Annotated in this window: 15 protein-coding genes, 2 pseudogenes and 1 other annotated feature; of the genes and pseudogenes, 8 read left to right on the top strand and 9 right to left on the bottom strand. The window is 35.0% G+C overall.

Going from position 1 to position 19,345, the window contains the following annotated elements; translation table 11 throughout:
- Positions 1 to 928: pseudogene (locus H131_RS17920) on the bottom strand (IS110 family RNA-guided transposase); the annotation flags it as partial.
- Between the two features lie 506 nt (positions 929 to 1,434).
- Positions 1,435 to 1,686 (top strand) — a binding site (T-box leader).
- 80 nt (positions 1,687 to 1,766) lie between these two features.
- On the opposite strand from H131_RS17920, the gene H131_RS17915 reads away from it, so the two are divergent.
- On the top strand, positions 1,767 to 3,128 hold the full coding sequence (locus tag H131_RS17915; protein WP_010860550.1) for an amino acid permease: 1,362 nt from the start codon (positions 1,767 to 1,769) through the stop codon (positions 3,126 to 3,128).
- A gap of 1,232 nt (positions 3,129 to 4,360) precedes the next feature.
- Here the strand turns inward: H131_RS17915 and H131_RS17910 are convergent.
- Positions 4,361 to 4,582: a TM2 domain-containing protein gene (locus H131_RS17910; RefSeq protein WP_010860549.1), complete on the bottom strand. Its 222-nt coding sequence runs from the start codon at positions 4,580 to 4,582 to the stop codon at positions 4,361 to 4,363.
- Between the two features lie 406 nt (positions 4,583 to 4,988).
- Here H131_RS17910 and H131_RS17905 point away from each other — a divergent pair, with 406 nt between their 5' ends.
- Positions 4,989 to 6,329: an NAD(P)/FAD-dependent oxidoreductase gene (locus H131_RS17905; protein ID WP_010860548.1), complete on the top strand. Its 1,341-nt coding sequence runs from the start codon at positions 4,989 to 4,991 to the stop codon at positions 6,327 to 6,329.
- 1,379 nt (positions 6,330 to 7,708) lie between these two features.
- Complete coding sequence (locus H131_RS26170) at positions 7,709 to 8,059, top strand: ETX/MTX2 family pore-forming toxin (protein WP_080647694.1); 351 nt, start codon at positions 7,709 to 7,711, stop codon at positions 8,057 to 8,059.
- 10 nt (positions 8,060 to 8,069) lie between these two features.
- Here the strand turns inward: H131_RS26170 and H131_RS25535 are convergent.
- Positions 8,070 to 8,203, bottom strand: a pseudogene (locus H131_RS25535) (IS6 family transposase); the annotation flags it as partial.
- A 360-nt stretch (positions 8,204 to 8,563) separates the two neighbouring features.
- Here H131_RS25535 and H131_RS17895 point away from each other — a divergent pair.
- Together H131_RS17895 and H131_RS17890 are read left to right on the top strand one after the other, a co-directional pair.
- Entirely contained in the window at positions 8,564 to 10,273 is a 1,710-nt protein-coding gene (locus H131_RS17895; protein ID WP_010860545.1) for a methyl-accepting chemotaxis protein, read from the top strand.
- Positions 10,274 to 10,476: 203 nt separating this feature from the next.
- Positions 10,477 to 11,043 carry a DUF4256 domain-containing protein gene (locus H131_RS17890; protein WP_010860544.1) on the top strand — a complete coding sequence of 189 codons (567 nt, stop codon included), beginning with the start codon at positions 10,477 to 10,479 and terminating at the stop codon, positions 11,041 to 11,043.
- 378 nt (positions 11,044 to 11,421) lie between these two features.
- Here the strand turns inward: H131_RS17890 and H131_RS17885 are convergent, their stop codons facing one another.
- The 5 genes from H131_RS17885 to H131_RS17865 are packed head-to-tail and all read right to left on the bottom strand — an operon-like array spanning position 11,422 to position 15,944.
- Positions 11,422 to 12,072, bottom strand: coding sequence for an IucA/IucC family C-terminal-domain containing protein (locus H131_RS17885; RefSeq protein WP_010860543.1), 651 nt, complete (start codon positions 12,070 to 12,072; stop codon positions 11,422 to 11,424).
- The gene (locus H131_RS17880; protein WP_010860542.1) at positions 12,069 to 12,863 is read right to left on the bottom strand and encodes an ABC transporter ATP-binding protein; all 795 of its coding nucleotides are present in this window, start codon (positions 12,861 to 12,863) and stop codon (positions 12,069 to 12,071) included. Before H131_RS17880 ends, H131_RS17885 begins: the two co-directional genes overlap by 4 nt.
- A gap of 11 nt (positions 12,864 to 12,874) precedes the next feature.
- Positions 12,875 to 13,909, bottom strand: a complete 1,035-nt coding sequence (locus tag H131_RS17875) for a FecCD family ABC transporter permease (RefSeq protein ID WP_010860541.1) — start codon at positions 13,907 to 13,909, stop codon at positions 12,875 to 12,877.
- Positions 13,906 to 14,910: a FecCD family ABC transporter permease gene (locus H131_RS17870; protein ID WP_010860540.1), complete on the bottom strand. Its 1,005-nt coding sequence runs from the start codon at positions 14,908 to 14,910 to the stop codon at positions 13,906 to 13,908. Before H131_RS17870 ends, H131_RS17875 begins: the two co-directional genes overlap by 4 nt.
- Positions 14,911 to 14,969: 59 nt before the next feature.
- Positions 14,970 to 15,944 carry an ABC transporter substrate-binding protein gene (locus tag H131_RS17865; protein WP_010860539.1) on the bottom strand — a complete coding sequence of 325 codons (975 nt, stop codon included), beginning with the start codon at positions 15,942 to 15,944 and terminating at the stop codon, positions 14,970 to 14,972.
- 306 nt (positions 15,945 to 16,250) lie between these two features.
- Here H131_RS17865 and H131_RS17860 point away from each other — a divergent pair, with 306 nt between their 5' ends.
- The 3 genes from H131_RS17860 (at position 16,251) to H131_RS24630 (ending at position 18,253) form a co-directional block, all read left to right on the top strand.
- Complete coding sequence (locus H131_RS17860; protein WP_010860538.1) at positions 16,251 to 17,045, top strand: MerR family transcriptional regulator; 795 nt, start codon at positions 16,251 to 16,253, stop codon at positions 17,043 to 17,045.
- Between the two features lie 108 nt (positions 17,046 to 17,153).
- A complete protein-coding gene (locus H131_RS17855; protein ID WP_010860537.1) occupies positions 17,154 to 17,981 on the top strand; it encodes a CPBP family intramembrane glutamic endopeptidase in 828 nt (275 codons plus the stop codon).
- A 131-nt stretch (positions 17,982 to 18,112) separates the two neighbouring features.
- Entirely contained in the window at positions 18,113 to 18,253 is a 141-nt protein-coding gene (locus H131_RS24630) for a hypothetical protein (protein WP_155242472.1), read from the top strand.
- Between the two features lie 121 nt (positions 18,254 to 18,374).
- Here the strand turns inward: H131_RS24630 and H131_RS17850 are convergent, their stop codons facing one another.
- Complete coding sequence (locus tag H131_RS17850) at positions 18,375 to 19,238, bottom strand: glycine betaine ABC transporter substrate-binding protein (protein ID WP_010860536.1); 864 nt, start codon at positions 19,236 to 19,238, stop codon at positions 18,375 to 18,377.
- Positions 19,239 to 19,345 lie beyond the last annotated feature (107 nt).

Here is a 19,345-nt window from a genome sequence, read left to right as displayed (position 1 = left end):
GCAAATGCGACTAGTTTTTTAGGATGATTAAATCTTTCAATTTCCCCAATTTCAGAAACAATCGTGGCAGCGATTTTTTCGCCGATACCGGGAATTGATCGGATAATCTTAGATTCTTCAATACTTTTTGCTAAAGCATCTATCTCATTTTCAAGCATAGATAGATGTTTTTTGTATTCAAAGAGCTATTAATATACATATCTAAGCTCAGGGCAAGGCTAGAGTATAAGACCTTCTGGAAAGGGTTTTGAGCTGCGGCAATCATTAGCTTTTCAGCCTGTTGATTTGCCCATTTTAGTGAACGAGTATTACAGAATTCTTTAATTTTAGTCGCTAAAGTTTCTGTATCAACTATCAAGACCTCTTCTGAAGTAGGAAATGCTTGTAATGTTTTTAAAGAAACATCTGAATAGAAGTCTCCAAAAACCTTACTATATTCAGGGAAAACTTGATCTAAAACTGCCTGGAATTGTAGTTTAGTTTGTACAAACATACCTGTAATATTATCGTGCTGTCTCGTAAGATGACGTAGGTTCATAAGTTGGATACCACGTTTTTTATAAGGCTCTAAATCCTCTTTATAAAACAGCTCGCAGAGGTGATTGGCATCAATGATATCTGTTTTTACCTTTCGCAAACTAGAACTTTTTGCTTTATAAGAGATGAGTGGATTTACGATAATAATTAAGTAGCCCTTGTCCTCAAAATATTGAACAACAGGTGAGTGATAATGACCTGTTGATTCCATTACAAGAGGAGGACGTTCTCCAGAAATATCTTCTATTTCTTTAATAAAATCTAATAAACTAGCTAACCCATCAAGATCATGTTTTATTTTGAAACTTTTCTTGTAAGGCTTCTTTCTTTCCAAGTATGCTTGAACCTGACTTTCACCTTTTGCCACATCCAGACCAATGACTGGATTCATTATAAATCTCCTCCTCCAAATATAATTACCGGTACCCCTAATCCTTCTTGCAGTGTCATAGCTTCGCTTGTTATACGAGATCATTGTCCCAACCAGCCTCAAACATGTTTCTACAAGTAGGGGGCGAACTGTTTTGCGGACGGGGTCATAGCCCCACAGGCGCGAACGTTCTACCACGGCTACCGTTATCATATATCGATATAAAAAATGGTCAACCAGAAATATTTTCTGGCTGACCTTATAATACAATCGGGCGCGATTCTGTAACAAGGATCAGCGCTCGTTTTCATTAAAGGGCCAGATTGTTGAATAATATTCTAAAAAGAACTTTACTAACATTTGTTGAAATATTTCCTTTAGCTTTTATATGTAAGTGGTGAGAGTTGTATTTATATAGTAAAATGTCATATATAATTTAACTGGGTTATGAAGAAATTTTGAAAATTATATTGACAAAATAATTTTTTTCTGTAAAATGAAAAACAATTCAAAAATATTTGTATAGAACAAAGGCTATGAAAAGAAATAGTATCAATTATTTTTACGAACAGAAAGTTACCGGTTGATGAGAGGTGCATGTAAAACGATTGAGAATTCATCTTGGAGCTGTGTACCGAAAAGATCATTCTAAGTAGGCTACGCCGGTAAGCACCCGTAATCATGTGCGAGAGTATCGTCAAATGACCGTACTTCTTAAGGTAAGTAATGTGAATTGCTTATAAATTAAAGGTGGTAACACGAGTTGAATCGTCCTTTTGGTTAATCCAAAAGGGCGTTTTTTTTATTCCTTTTTTGAGCAAAATATTTGAAAATCTAAACGTATTAGGAGTAAGACATTATGAAAGACAATCATCAAGATTCACAGCTAAAGCGCGGATTAAGTACTCGTCACATGCAACTAATTGCACTTGGCGGATCCATTGGAGTCGGTTTATTTTATGGCTCTAGTTCAACAATTCAAATGGCTGGACCATCTATTTTACTAGCTTATTTAATTGGCGGATTAGTTATTTTCACAATTATGCGTGCATTAGGCGAAATGGCAGTAGAGGAACCTGTATCAGGCTCGTTCAGTACGTACGCGAATAAATATTTAGGACGCTTTGCTGGGTTCTTATCTGGTTGGACGTATTGGTTCATGTGGATTGTCGTTGGCATGGCAGAATTAACAGTAGTCGGTGTATATATTAACTACTGGTTCCCTGATATTCCACAATGGGTAACTGCCCTTGTAGTACTTGTTATTATGATGCTTGTAAACTTAGCAAATGTAAAAGCTTACGGAGAATTCGAATTCTGGTTTGCGATGATTAAAGTTGTTGCGATTATCGGTATGATCGTTCTAGGATTAGCCATTATTTTCTTCGGTGTTGGCAACCAAGGTGAAGCAATTGGCTTCGATAATTTATGGGCACACGGTGGCTTCATGCCAAACGGTTTCCATGGTATTTTAATGTCACTAGTATTAGTTATGTTCTCATTCGGTGGGGTTGAATTAGTTGGTATTTCTGCAGGAGAAGCAAAAAATCCTAGCAAGTCAATTCCTTCAGCTATTAACAACATCGTTTGGCGTATTTTAATTTTCTACATTGGTGCATTAGGCGTTATGATGGTTATTTATCCTTGGAACGAAGTTGGTTCAGAAGGTAGCCCGTTCGTTCAAATTTTCGATTACGTCGGCATCCCTGCTGCGGCTCACATTATTAACTTTGTTGTAATTACAGCAGCAATGTCTGCGTTTAATAGTGGTTTATACGGTTCAGGACGTATGCTACACAACTTATCGGTACAAAAAAATGCTCCAAAATATTTTAAAACAGTAAGTAAAAACGGTAGTCCGCGTAGAGGGATTTTATTTTCTTCAGCGGTGTTATTAATTGCGGTTGTCTTAAATTATGTAGTACCTGAAAAAGTGTTCATCTATATTTCTGCTGTTGCGACTGTTGCAGTCATTACAAGCTGGATGATTATTTTATTAGCACAATTGAAATTTAGAAAGTCAAAAACGAAAGAGGAAGTAGCCGAACTGAAATTCAAAATTCCGCTTTATCCACTTTCTACGTATATTGCCATTGCATTTTTATTAATGGTTATTGTGTTAATGACGTTTATTCCAGATATGCGTGTTGCCCTATATGTCGCACCAGTTTGGTTTTTAATCTTATTTGTTGGATACAAAGTAATAAATGTTAAAAAGTAGTTAAATCATTTCATTTAACTGATACTTCTTCAACGAAGACATATGTTAAAAAGTCCTTTTGGTTAACTTGATTGGTTACACCTATCTCAAGATTAATAATGTTTATACACTAGAAAACATTAATAACGTTCCCAAATGAAAGTTTGGAATGAACCTAAAAGCCATGAACGCTGTTAAATCAGTGGTTTGTGGCTTTTTGTATGAACATTAATTATACGGTGTTTTATACAGGTGGCGTAAACGGTTGATGTAGCAGTTTTTTTACTTGTTTGGTTTGTTCTTCACTTTGCATAACATCGTGTATATTTCTTAACGTTGTAAATCCGCATAAATCTGACTAGACTCCAATAATAAATATAAAGCAAGTAAGTATGGAGATAAACTTATTAAGCTACTCGACATAGGAAATCCCTAGTAATAAGTAGCCTATTTTTCAGTTTTACATCCTAAAGAATATAATTAAACTCCCCACTTTTTAGGTAAACTATTGTGTTTCAACTGAATTTGACCGTGATGCCATTCAAAATTATCTTCTTTAGTATGCTAATGCCAAGTTGTTGTATTTCTTGAGGGATTTATGTTTACATACCCTTTCAATACCGGATTACCATTTGGTCCAAATACTTCAAATGTATGTTCTCCTTTAACAGTACTTCCTGACTTTGAAAGTAACCTCATTACATATTTGATTGGTTGATTCTGTCTTTTTATTTATCATTAAGTGTTGATGGGGAGAAATTTGTTTTATATTGTAGCTTTAGAATAAAAATTGATTGAAAAATTTCCTTCAGCCTTTATTTATCAGCAAATGAAAAAACTCCATTTTGAAAAAAGATTGATCAAAATGGAGTAAATTTTTCTAACTAAGTATGAGATTTTTATAAAAAGTTTAATCAATTAAATGAGAATTATTCAACTAAAGCACTCCGTTAGTTCAAGAAGAACGGCTGTTTAGTGGTAATGTTGCACCAATCAACTCGTCTTCCTGATTGCGGATTCGTTCACAACAAAGTGAGGAAAGAAGTGTATCAACCAACTCAAGAACAATTCAAATGTATCAACTGCAAACAAGAAGTAGAGCGGCTTTTATTATTCCCGAGGTATATAAGGGGCCACAGGTGAGACATAGGGCGCATATCAACCTCCCTGACATCTACGATTTATTAAACAACATTTCTCCATTAAAAAAAGCGCCAGTTAACCTCAGTTAACCAACGCCTTATTCATTATTGTTAAGAAGGTTTTATTTCCATTCCTTCTTTATCTTTGAAGTTGCCGATAATAATCATAATTAAATCGATCAATGTCCAGATACCTAGTCCACCCAAAGTTATAATCATTAAAATACCAGTACCTATTTTACCTGCGTAGAAGCGATGTATTCCTAGACTACCTAAAAAGAAACATAGTAAAATCATTACTACATAGTTTTTTTCCGAAGTTTGTTGTTGCATTTTTATCAAACACCTTTCTTTTCGATGGCAATAATTTACTTTATTGCCATCGAAAATTCTACCATTCTTTTACGTTTTTATCAACACCTTAATTTATCTTTTCCGATTTTAAAGAAGTGCCAATCGACCATAGTTGACCAGCGCCTTATTCATTGCTGTTTATTAGGTAGATCTTATGTGAAGTTGCCGATAACAATCATAAACAAATCAATTAATACCCAGATACCCAAGCTTCCTAAAGTTACAATCATTAATACCGGATTCTTGGAACACTTGTATACATGAGACCTGTTCAGTATAAACTTGTACACTGTAAAAAAGTTGTATAGTTTTGTGTTGATAATCCACATATTGTAAAATGCTTATATAGAAATTATTACTTATTAATTAAAGAAGGTGCAAATGGATGTATGATATTACAGTTATCGGTTCAGGTGTAAGTAGTGTTTTTTTAGCATATACCTTATCTCAAAGTAATCAAAAGATATTAATTCTTGAAAAAGGAAAATCTATAGAGGAGAGAAATTGTCCTTTAGATCGAGGTGAAACATGCAATTGTAATGTATGCGAGAAATATTTTGGTTTTGCTGGTTTGGGTAAATCAGAAGGAAAGTTTAATTATACAAGTGATTTTGGCGGCGAATTAGAGCAAAAAGTAGGTAGAGAGAATCTTCTACAATTAATGGATGAAGTTGACGAAATTTTATGCCGTTTTGGTGGAGACTCGGTTATAAAATATTCCACAGCTAATACAGAACTCTCAAAAAGAGCCCAATTATGTAACTTACAGATGTTAACTACTGAGGTGAGGCACCTAGGTACGTCACTTTCAACAAAAATTTTTCAACAAATTTATAAAGTTTTATCAAGCAAGATAGATATCCTATTTGAGGTGGATGTGCAAGATATAAAAAAAGATAAAAACTCATTTACTTTAATTACAAATAAAGGGGATATCCAGTCTCAGCAAGTAGTGTTTGCAACAGGTCGATCAGGAACAGATTGGTTAAAAAAACAATGTTCTAGTCTTGGAGTTAAGCAAGGCAAAACTCGTTTAGATTTGGGTATTAGAGTTGAAATGGCAGAACAACAGCTACGTTTAATTTTGGAAGATACCTTTGAAACAAAGCTTGCTTATGCACATGAAGATATTATTTCAAGTACTTATTGCATGAATCCTAAAGGAAGAATCATTCGTAAATATCAAGAAGGTTTAGTCATGCCCGATGGTCAAAACTTTCGAGAGCAAAAGAACGGAACTTCTAACTTGAATTTTACTTTGTTCACTCCAACGTATTTTTCTACTCTTAAAGAAGCAAATATGTATGCACATAAGGTTATCGGTGAAATAAATAAAGGTAGAGATCGTATTGTAGTACAACGTTTTGGAGATTTAAGGGAGGGACAGTCTACAACAAAAGAAAATATGTATAATAATCGAATTCAGCCTTCGTTAAAAGCTGAATTTGGGGACTTAACTAAAGAAATTCCTTTACTATATATTCAAATCTTGCAGGGGTTTTTAAACCATTTGGAAAAACTTATTGGTGAAGCAATTGATGAGGATACATTGCTTTATGGTATGGACGGAAAGTTTTATTCGCCAATAATAGAAACTGACGGAAATTTCCAAACGAATATTCAAGGATTATATGTAATTGGAGATTGTTCAGGAGTTACACATTCATTATCACAAGCAGCAGCTAGTGGTATTTTAGTAGGTAAATATTTAGCTAGTAATTGTTAGTTTTGAAGAAATTAAATGCTTTATTGCAAAATCGTAAAAAATTTTTTAAAACGATTTCACTTATTTAACTAAATCAGCTAATAGGAAGTCAATAATTTTCACTAAAAAAGATAAATTTCTTATGATATACTATTCGAGTCCAACAAAATTGAACGATCGCAATCCGTTAGTTGAATAGCAACAATCTTTTAGAAAACAGCCTTTTAAAAAATCCATAGAACCTTATACAGTCCAATACAATTCGCCTTTACATAACAAACTGGAGTAGGAGTAGGAAGTATTTTTCAATCCAAATCCCTTCATTATCAAGGTTTACAAACTATGTCCTGCTACGTCCTGTATGCATTTTTTATACAAGGTTGGTAGAACGCTAGTTTTTAGCCAATCCAGTACCCCAAACTATGTATAAAATCCTGCATAAAAAAAGCACTGTCCCACAAGAGGACAGCACCCACTATTTAAAGAGTATTTCATGTCCTCTTTTCTTACTCGCTTAATAAGCGTCTTACATGACGTGCCGAAACCCTAGTGTTTCAGCGATTTCACGTTGTTTACACCCCTACTTTTTTAGTTCTTTTGCACGTTCTAATGACGCCTTTGAAGTTCTTTTAGTATTACTACAATACGAACGTTTGTACTGGTTTTTTGTGTTTTTTATTCATTCGTCAACTTAGTCTATCTCCCGAGCAAGGGGAAATATTAGATATATTATGAACAACACGAAAAAGTTTTATCAATATCCTTTGCACTTACGTACACGGAACCTTCAGTAAGCGTCATCTTTAACCGTTTTAATGCGTCTCAAGAGGAAATACGCGCAACTTTAGTATCTTTTATATATATATCGCTCAATATCCAGAAAAAGTTTTACAAAGATTAGGCGCTGAACAACTATAAAATATGAAATTTTAATTTATATTGTTTTATTATAATGGTTATTATTATAGTACTTAATTGTGATTTGGATGTGTTTAAAGAAAAAAAGAAGTGTTATTTACAGTAAATTAACCTAAAATATATTACTTTGGATAAGCTTTCTAGAGATTTGTGTCAGGTTGTGTCATATGCTATTTTAGTAAAAAGGTGGAATATTAAGAAAAAACAAAAATGTTCTAGCAGTGGTAGCTATTGCTTCTATAGGTACTTCGTTTGCGATAACATCACCAAATCCTGTAAGCGTCGTACAAAACACTGGCGAAAAAATCCTTGCAAATAATGAAATTGAAGATGCAAAGGTGCCAATTGAACACTTAGTAAATCATTTTGTGAAAAATCAGGATAATTATTATCCTGACAAGGTACAAGGGGTAAGTTTCGAGAGGAAAAAGACCCTGAATTATTCAATCAATTTTCGGTTCAAAGCTGATGGCTAATCTGTAATTACTAGTTCAGAAAATGTATATGTAGGAATAGAAAATTTAACAAATAACACGGCTACTGAACAAGTTTTAACGACGCAAAGCTTTACTAAAACCCTTGCGCATACTGTTACTAGTTCGACTACACATGGCTTTAAATTTGGAACAAAGGCCACTGCTGAATTTAGTATACCTTTTGTAGGAGAAACGGGAATAATAGAATTGTCAACAGAATACGATTTTTCTAATACATCTAGTCATGAAAATAGTGAATTGTATACTTATATCGTTAGTCCGCAAAATATTCAAGTTCCTGCACATTCATCTGTTGAAGTCATTGTAAAATTAAATACTGTAAAAAATGTATTATAAATAATTTTTGTCATTCGTGATACGTTGAAAAAACGGAGTCTAATTGAAGACTTCGTTTTTGTTTATATATGGCATGAAGGGTTCGATTCCTTTTATTGTACATGAAGCATGACGGAGGTTTTGATATCTTGCGGACTTAGGAAAATGTCAGGTGCTACAGGCACTCAACCGGAGTGGAAATTGAAATCAACGGCTTATCTAAATTAATTTTAAAAGAAAAAGATTAAAGTATAACCGATATTTTTTTCAGTTTCTCTACAGTCATAAGCACTCAGTTAATTAGATTGTTGTACTTAATTATATTATTTTGTCGAAATATTGTTCAAAATTATCGAAATATGTCGTAGAATGTTGTGAATAGTGTGAAAAATAGCGTGTTATTGTGAAGGGGGTTGTTGTTAAGAAGTAAATAAGCATGTATGCTCGCACCTTTGATAAAGTAGAAATCATTGTCTTTCATTAAAAGTGCACAAATAATTGAATTTGAAAAGGAGAGTATTAACCTTGCTTCGTAATCTATCCATATTTAAAAAGTTAGTCCTATTAATGTCTATAGCAATTTTAACGATTGCTCTTATCCAAGTAAGTGGATATACCACTATGAAAAAATTGGAGAATAATACAGAGAATATTTTTAAAAATCGTCTAGAACCAAGTATTGTTTTGTCAGATTATAGACTTAATAATCGGATTATTGTTTCAGATATGTATCGTTCTTTACTTTTTATAGATGAAACAACTATTACTCAAATTAAAAATGAAGTAACTGATGCGTTTAAAGATAATGAAAAGAATCTTAAAATACTTGAAGCAGCCAAAATGCAATCGGATGAGGATAAAATAATAAGTGAATTGATTCAGCTATATCCAAGTTTTAAAGAAAGCATGGAGCAAGTCTTTCAGTTAAGTCTTGCTAATAAGAATGAGGAAGCAATAAACCTCTTTAATTCAAGTGCCGAGCCTGTGCTTGACGAAATTATGTCAAAAGGTTTAGAGCTGACAGAATTGAATAAAAAAAATGCAAGTACTTTGAATATGGAAAGTAAGGCCGAGGCAAGTGAAGGGATTACAAATTCTCTAATTATATCAATTGTATTAGGAATTTTGTTTGTGGCAATCGGTTTTATCGGTGTACGAAAATATCTAATTTCTCCAATTGAAAAATTAAAATATGCAGTTCAACGAGCAGAAGCTGGGGAATTAAATTTTAGCGTAGACTATGATTCTAAGGATGAAATAGGGGTCTTAACGTCCACTTTTAGCCACATGATTGCTCAATTACGTGATTTAATTGGACAGGTGAAACAATCGTCCGAACAGATGGCAGCATTTTCGGTTGAGCTTTCGGCAAGTGCGGAACAAACGAGTGAGGCAAGTGAACATATTGCGTCTGTTACGTTAGAGGTAGCAAGCGGCTCAGACGACCAGGTTAGTACGATTATAGAAACTTCGGATGTTGTGAATCATATGGTACAAAATGTCCAAACAATAGCTAGAAATTCTACTAACGTGTCTGAGGCTACTACACAAGCAAACCAACTTTCTATAGATGGAAATGATATTATTCAAACTGCAGTTCTACAAATGAACTCGATTCAAACATCTATTGGTAGTCTAAGTGATGTTATTAGTGGATTAGGTGAGCGTTCGACTGAGATTGGACATATCGTTGAAGTCATTACAAGTATTGCTGCACAAACCAACCTATTGGCGTTAAATGCAGCAATTGAAGCGGCAAGAGCAGGCGAACACGGGAAAGGCTTTGCAGTCGTTTCGGAAGAAGTTCGAAAATTGGCCGAAGAATCATCTGCGTCAGCACAGAGGATCTCTAATCTAATAACAAGAATTCAAGCGGAAACGAATAAAGCGGTAGATTCCATGCAGTTCACTACAAATGAAGTGAAAACAGGTATTAACAATGTGAACATCGCAGGTGAATCATTTGAAAAAATTCAACATGCTATTAACGAGGTCTCTGTTCAAATTCGTGAAGTATCTACTTCTGTACAACAGATGGTTGCAGGAGCTGATCAAATGTCCAAATCCATGGAGCAAATTAATGAAATTGCCCAAAGCTCCGCCGAAGGGACACAAAATATTTCAGCGGCTACTGAAGAACAATTAGCCTCTATGCAGGAAATTACTGCATCTACTTCGGCACTTTCTAAAATGGCGGAAGACTTACAAGAAAAAACGAATATGTTTAAAGTATAAAGATGACGGATTATAATACTAAGTGAATAGTTAAACTAAGTGGGGAATATTAGAAATACAGGAAGTGAAAAAGGTGCAGAAAGTCTTGAATTCCTAAGGAATTCAAGACTTTATATATCAATCAATCAACCTACCTACCATAAATCCTTCAGTGGAGAAAGCCAAGGATTGCTATAGCTAATAAGATAAAGGGGGAAACGAATATGACAATGAGCAATAAGGCGTTGTCACTAGAACAACGTGAGGAACTACTCAGAACTTTGAAAGCCCGTTTTGAGAAAAACATGCACCGCCATAAAGGTCTTGAATGGGCTGAAGTACAAGCTAAGCTCGAAGCTAATACTGAAAAACTGTGGTCGCTCAATAAAATGGAAGAAACTGGAGGTGAACCAGATGTTGTTGGCCATGATAAAAAGACGGGCGAATATATTTTTTATGATTGTTCAGTAGAAAGTCCTAAAGGTCGCAGAAGTGTTTGTTACGACCGTGAAGCACTGGAGTCAAGGAAAAAACACAAACCAGAAAATAACGCTATTGATATGGCAACTGCCATGGGCATTGAACTTTTAACGGAAGAACAATACCGGGAGCTGCAGAACTTTGAAAATTTCGATATGAAAACGTCGAGCTGGGTGCAAACACCTCCAAATATTAGAAAACTCGGCGGGGCCATCTTTTGTGATTGCCGCTACGACAATGTCTTTATGTACCACAATGGAGCAGAATCCTACTATGCTGCAAGGGGCTTCCGTGGCTCGCTAAAGGTCTAAACTTTTCATATAGGCAGCTAAATTTGAAAACGGATTACAGGTAAAGGCTTATGGTCTTCAAGCAATATTTGATCAATTGTCAGCATGTCTAATGAATGTCATTCATTATTACTATTGTTCGTCCCTATCCATCACCCAATCATTTATAGACGTACACTAGTTGATTGGAGCGCAGGCGGCGACTTCTGCAAAGAATGCATGAGCGGAAATGCCCCGCAGGAGCGTAGCGACGAGACTGAATCCAGGCCCGTGAAAAGCATCCGCCGTAGTGGAAAATCAACGGGTTCAAATAATTACGTCTATTTTAAAAGAAGAGCTTAGGAGTGATCCCTAAGCCCTTCTTTTATCAATAAGTGTTTAATGTTAATCTTTATACTATTACCTTAATGGACAATTCCCGCAATATGGAATTTCTTCTTTTTTATTTACTTGATAGTATCGGCAGCATGTTTTTCGAACGGGTACTTCACTCCATTTCTCTTTGCGCTGAAGAAAAGTTTGAAAAGGATTTTGTTCAATACCTAACCAATTCGTTTCACTACAAGTAAGTCCATTAAAATTTTCATTTAATTCATTTAAAGCAAATGATTTTTCATTTTTGCGAAGAGTTGCATGCAACCTTACAGCGATGTTTTCCCATAAGATCTTTGAGGAAATTTTACATTCTTTCGTGATTACATTAATCATTGGCGTTAAATGGCCGGCAAAAATGCGTGTTTTCCAACAGTCTTCAAAAAGGCTTGTGGGATTTTCTTCAATTTGCAATGTAAATGACATTACATCCAATCGAGCTGTAGACCACCAATCAACTCTCTCCTTTTGCAGTCCATAATAATCCAGATTCGAAGCTGCTACTAAAACTGCATAACGTTTAATAAATAAAGAACCAGCTATAGCTAAGGAAGAAGTATCTAAATGATTTGCATACTGTTTAATGATTGGTAATAAAGTATCTTTATTCAATAAGTCATGTAAAGGAATACCTTGAGGTGAGGGTTGCTTTTCAACGCCATAAGGCTCTAAATTCACTTTACATACCTCCCTTTACCTTTAGGGATACATAATGGGGTTCCAAAAAAAGGATCCTCCGATACAGCTACTTCCATACCAAATACTTCTTGAACCATTTCTACGGTTACAATATCCTCTGGAGGACCTTGTACAGCCACTGTTTGGTCATGAATTGCAACTAAATGGTCTGCATAGCGACAAGCGAGATTTAAATCATGTAGAACCATAACGATTGTTCGTTGGTCAGAGCGATTTAATTCAAATAAAAAATCTAATACTTCAATTTGGTGAGTCATGTCCAAATAAGTAGTTGGTTCATCTAATAACATAATGGGTGTTTCTTGTGCTAATGTCATGGCAATCCATGCACGCTGGCGTTGTCCCCCTGATAATGAATCTACTGCGCGGTCCTTGTGAAGATGGAGTTGTGTAGCGACTATTGCTTTTTCTACAATATCTTCATCCTTTTCTGACCACTGTTGAAACCAACGTTGATGAGGATAACGCCCTTGTTTAACTAATTGATGTACTGTAATACCTTCAGGTGTTAATGGGCCTTGAGGTAATATCGCTAATTGTTTTGCTATTTCTTTGGAAGATAAAGTCTGTAACTCTTGTTCATCTATTAATATATCACCTGTTTGTGGTTTCAATAAACGTGCAAGTGAACGTAAAAGTGTTGATTTTCCACTGCCATTTGCACCGACAAGAACAGTAATTTTACCTGCCGGAATCTGAAAGCTTAAATCTTGAATCACTTGATAGTCACCGTACTGTATTGATAAATTTTTCGTTTGTAATCCGAGCATGTTTCATCCTCCTATCGATGCCGATTTTGAAATAATAAATATATAAAGAAAGGAGCTCCTATTGCGGCTGTAAATACACCTGCTGGAATATCAAGTGGTAAGAACAAAGATCGTGCCACCAAATCTGCTAACATAACAATAAATGCCCCAATGAGAGCTGTGATAGGAACGAGTCCTATAAAGGATTTGCCAACTAATCTCCTTGCAATATGAGGTGCCATGAGTCCAACAAATTCAATACCACCTGCAAATGCTGCTGCTGTCCCTGCAAAAACGACACTACACATTAAAAATAAAAAGCGTTGCCTTTGAATATTGATCCCCATACTAATAGAGGTATCATCGCCTAACTCTGTTACATTTAAACTTCTTCCCCAGATTAATAGGATGGGTAGAGGTATTAGAAGCCATAGACTCATCGCCAATACATCACTCATATTTGCCCCATATAAACTACCAGTTAGCCATATGTATGCCTTTGTTGTAGTAGCTGTTTCACTTAAGACAAGAAAGAAGGTAACACTTGCTTTTAAAATAGCAGATATACCAATACCAATTAATACAAGTCGAACAGGTGTAACGCCATTATTCCAAGCAATGATGTAAATGAGTATGGCTGCACAAAGACCTCCGATAATCGCAGCGAACGGTAAGAGCGTCATACTGATTATACCGGAACCAAAAATTATAAATAATACAGCACCTAATGAAGCACCACTAGTGATTCCAATAATATCAGGTGAGGCTAATGGGTTACGTACTAGACTTTGCAAAATAAGACCCGCTATACCTAATGAAGCACCTACTAACATCGCTAATAATACTCGCGGTAATCGCAGCGTCTCTACGACATAGCTATGTTGGTCAACGTATCCTGTCAATTCTAAAAATACTTCCACAATGGGAATCCAGTTACTTCCTATTGAAAGGCTTAAAATAAATAGGGTTCCGACAACCAATAAGCCGACTATGAAAATGAGCAACCATCTTAGTGACAATTCAAAAGATACTTTTTCATTAGATAACCGAAACGTCCAATGTTTCATTGTTTAGACACCCCTTTTCTAGCCAGATAAATGAAGAATGGACCACCAATTAATGCTGTCATTACACCGATTGGTACTTCTTGGGGAGCAATGATAAATCGTGCCACTATATCTGCTGCTAAAAGTAGAGCTGCTCCTAAAAGTGCTCCATAGGGTATCATCCAACGATAATCCAAACCAACAAGGCCTTTTGCCATATGAGGTACAATGAGTCCGATAAATCCTACAGACCCAACAATTGCAACAGAGCCACCTGCTAGAATAATAATAAGGATGCCCATCACCACTTTAAGTACACCTACATTTTGCCCAAGACTTTTCGCAACATCATCACCAGTACTAAAAATGTTCATTGCTTTTCCAATAAATAAACTAATAACTAAAGCTATAAGAATATAAGGTAATACTGGTAATAACATATCTAAATCTCTTCCAGCAACGGAGCCTGCAATCCAAAATAGAACTGTTTGAATGGATTGCTCATTTATCACAAGTAAACCTTGTGTTAAAGATATAAATAAGGCAGATAAAGCAGTACCTGCTAAGATTACTTTTATAGGTGTCATACCGTCTCGGCCTATACTGCTTAAAAAAAATACGGTTACACCGGCAATGGTAGCCCCTAAAAATGCAAACCACATATAATGCGTTAACGACTGGACATTAAGCCAAGTAATACCAAGCACGATGAAAAAAATAGCCCCTGAATTGATTCCAATTAAGTCCGGAGCTGCTAATGGATTACGTGTTAACGTTTGAACAAATATACCTGCAATTGCTAGATTCATACCAATTACTAAAGCAATAATAGCCCTTGTTAATCGCGATGTGCCAATAATGATGTGATTTGTATCGGCAGGGTTATAATTTGTAATTGCTTCCCATGTTGTAGAGAATGGGATAGTCGTTTGTCCAAATGCTAAACTAGAGAAAAATAAAGCTATTACTATCCCTAAAAGTACTATTAAACCTAGTGTTCTTGAGAGAGTTGCCTGTAACATGATGAATCCTCTTCTTTCACAGAAAAAAGGGAAGCTAATTGCGTTCCCTTTGTTTCGTACTATTTTTCAAGTTCAAAATGATCGTAAATTTCATCTAACATTAGGTGAGCTGCTTGTAATCCGCCAGCTAAATTCCAAATTATTTCATCTACTGTATATACTTGGTTATTTTTAGCTGCATCTAAGTTTTTGTATAAAGGATGCGCAGTCCAATCTTCATATGTCTTTTTCACAGCTGCATTATCTTCCATGAATTGGAAGGTAATATCAGCGTTCATTTGTGGAATACCTTCTTTATCTGTTAATTTTACAATTTCTAAATCCTTACCTTGTAAATCCTTCGGTCCTTCAAAGCCTAATTCCGTTAAAATAGAACCAGCAAAGCCTTTCACATAAATACGAGCATGGTCTTCACGATAGTTTAATACTGCTGCACTAAGTGGCCAGTTGTCAGTAGAAGCTACTTTATTTTTAAAGTCTGCTACGCGTGCCTCCCAATCTCCAATCAATGTTTTTGCTTGTTCTTCTTTATCCAAAGCTTGACCAATTATTGTAGCTGTCTCTTTGAAATCATAAAGAGTAGTATTTACAATAGTTGGTGCAATTTGTGATAATTGCTCATAAATTTCTTCATGACGGACTTGCGTTGCAATAATTAGATCTGGCTTTAACGCGGCAATTTCCTCTAAATTTGGCTGAGTTTCTTGACCAACAAACTTAACATCCTTTAAATCTTCTTTTATATAATCATACATGGGTGCTTGAGCCCAAGATTCTACTACTCCAACAGGTGTAACATCGAATTCTAAAATTGTATCTGTTGCACCTTGATAAAGTGTCACAACGCGCTGTGGTGTTCCTTCAATTGTTGTAGTACCAAGAGCATGTGTAATTTCACGTTTTGTCGACTGTTCTTCGGTTTCTTTCTCAGCTACCTTTTTTTCTGTGTTATCTGATGCTTTATCTCCACATGCTGCTAATACAAATAGCGATGCAAATATTGTGAAGAATAAAAGTAAATATTTTTTATTCATTTTTTCTACTCCTTTTAATTAATAATGATTTTCATTTTCAATTAGGATTGTATTATATATGTTGTACAATAACAACAAAAAAATTTATTTTTATGACAATTATTTTCATAGGTTTTAAATTTAAAAGATAGAATATATAGATAGGAGTAGTGTAGTAATGAATGTGGTTTCTTTTTAAAATAGTTTTTTACTGATTTTAGGGAATCAAGGGCATAAAATTTATCTAAGAACGCAAAAGATTTCGGGGATTATTTTTCGACGTACTAAATCATGAACATTTATGCAGTAATGATAAAGGAGAATAGTATGTACACAATTGGACAAGTAGCTAAATTTTTAGGTGTATCTAGAGATACTTTAAAATTTTATGAAGAAAAAGAATTAGTAAAACCAAAGCAAAACATTGAGAATGGGTATAGAAAATATAATCGTTTTGATATATATGATATAACCACAGTAAATTTCTATAGAGAAATGGATATTGAAATAAAAAAAATCCAGGAATTAAGAAAAAGCAAGAGTATAGAGGGAATTAAATCAATATTAGAAGAGAAAGAACAAGAGGTTTTAGAAGAAATAGAATATAAAAAGCTTCTTTTAAAAAAGCTTCAGATCGTAAAAGAAGATTGCGAAAAAATTAAACAATTCTTAGGAGAATACACAGTAAAAGAAATGAAGCCTTTAGAAATAAAAGGAGAAATAGAGCATTTCACTGCGTATGATGAATATGAAACTCTTAAAGAGAACACGGACAGCTTGAAAAAAGCAGTTACTCTAACTTCTTTAAGAAGAGTCATAAGATTCAATGACGAAGGTATTCTAGAAGACAAGTTTATCATTGTTAGAAAAGTAGCAGACTTTCATCAAGAAATTGAAGGTGAAATTTTATCTCATCCAAAATGTATGTATACCGTTATTGAAGATGGAAGATGGTCAACTGGTGGAAAAAATACTGACCATAACGTGGAAGCTAGTTTAAGAAAAGCAGCAATAGAAAATGGGTATGAACTGTTAGGGCTAGCTTATATAAATCTATTACTCACCACTTATGAAGATGGACTTGAACGTGTATTTTTAGAAATGTATGTACCTATAAAATAATGCAAACATGTATTGACCTGTGAGTAACCCCTAGGTTTAAGCTGAATGTATTCGTAATTATGAGCATATTGTATTTACGAAATACCTAGTTTGAAGAGGGGATTATACATGAATAGTGAAAAGAAACTAAAAAAACCAGTAGCAAGTTTTATTGTGCTAACCAATATCATTTTTTTGCCACTTTTTTGTCTTGTAGGAGCCATAAAGGTGTTAGGGTTTCCTGAATGGGTCTTTAATGTAATGCGCTGTATATCAGCTTGGTCCTCAACCTTTGCTTTTGCAGCGTTATTTAAAAAAATCTATCCTGGGCAGAGTTTTATACAATTTGTAAAAGATAAATTCAAGAATAAACTTAAATTTTCTGTAATTCTTACTGTAATTATGATTCAAGTCTTCATATTTTTGATGGTAACGTTTTTCGTATCTAATAACAGTGAAGCAGACTCAATTTTTAAGATATCTTCATGGGGAATGCTGATCTATTTCTTTTTGAAAAATCTTCTGTCCGGGCCAATGGGAGAAGAAATAGGATGGAGAGGTTTTGCTCTAATGGAGCTCCAAAAGAAACATTCGCCATTAAAAGCTTCAATCATCATCGGATTTTGGTGGGGGATGTGGCATCTACCCATATGGTTTACTACAGGGTACGTGGGCATTGATTTAATCAAATATATGCTATTCTTTATGATTGCAATTCTATCCACTACAATCATCATGACCACATTTTATAACTTAAATCGGAATTTAATCATCCCGATCATCATCCATCAATTCTTTAATTTTCTTACTGGCATCATCAATGGAAACTTAATCGATTTAATGCTGTATAACGCAATTTTTTATTTAGTAGTAGCAGTCTTAATCATCGTTATAAATCCAAAGAAAGTATTGTATGGCAAGGAAGCTACAAATAGTATTAATGGGGAGCAAACATGATTTAGTGATTGCTTGTACAGCTTTCCACTTAAACTATTGGGAGCGATAAAGAGGCTGTTTAAAAATCCTTTAAACAATAGCGTCCGCCTTCGGATATGGTAAAAATCCGCTTCGCTTTTTGCGGGCAAGGCATGAGCCGCATCAGGGCAACAAATGTTTTATGTGCGAAAGCGGAGCGACAGCAACAAATGTTTTATGTGCGACAGCAACAGAATGTTGGTCACGAAGGCGTTGTCACAGGACGTGACGACTTTAGTCTTCGTTCTACTTAACGCTCTCTGCTGGGTCTCATGCTCTTGCATGGCCCACATCAAAGTTGGATGGTTGTATCGAGTTTTTTTATCATTTTGAGCTATGTCCATGGAAGAAGTTCATACACAGTATAACAACTTATTATTTTACATCTTTTGTCCAATCTGCGACTTTATCTTCATTTTTTTTGATCCATTTTTTTGCTGCATCTTTAGGCGCAGTGCCTTCCATAATATCATGCATAACACTTTCTATATCTTCTGCAGCCCAGTGGAAGTTATTGAGAACACTGTATGCTCCCGGATTCTCTTCTTTAAATCCTTTACGTGCAAATGTGCCAATATATTCTTCAGCTCCGTATATACCTTTAGGATCATCTAAATATTTTAAATCATAAGCATTGAATTTCCAGTGAGGGGACCAACCTGTAACGATGATTTCTTCTTTTTTGGCAATCGCTTGACTAAGAGCGGCTGTCATTGCACCTGCAGAGGAGGTAGCAACATTCCAGCTTTCGAGGTTTGGGTAGTCCTTATAAGCATTCTCCGTAGCTGCTGTCATATTGGCACCTGGTTCAATGCCTGTTATTGTTTTACCCGCTTCATTTGTTAAATCTTCGATAGAGTCTACATCCATATAACTAGGTACGACTAAGCCGATTTTGGCACCTGTTAGATTTTCACCTAAGTCTACTATTCTATCTTTGTATTTCTCAACTTGTGGAGCATGCGTTTGTGGTAGCCAAGCTGACACCATGCCATCAACCTCACCATTAGCAAGAGCCTCCCACATAATGCCATTATCAAGTGGTGTTAGTGTTACATCATATCCTAAATCCTCTAGAACTTGCCCAACTACATTAGTGGATGCAATTTCTGTATCCCATTCTACATACGCTAAATTGACTTTTTTATTTTTTGTGCTTGTATCATCTGAACCACAGGCAGCTAATAGTAACATTAATGCAAATGCTAAACCTAGCTTTGATAATCTATTGAATCTCATAAAATCTCCCTCCTTATTGCTTTCTCTATTTTATAAAACGAGCCAAATATACCTAAAAATTAGTAAGTAACAACTTAATGTTATCAAAAGGTTGTTACTTTTGTCAA

Source organism: Lysinibacillus sphaericus OT4b.31 (genome assembly GCF_000392615.1).
GTDB lineage: Bacteria > Bacillota > Bacilli > Bacillales_A > Planococcaceae > Lysinibacillus > Lysinibacillus sphaericus_B.
Note: the sequence above shows the minus strand (reverse complement) of the source record. Positions and strands in the feature narration are given on the sequence as shown.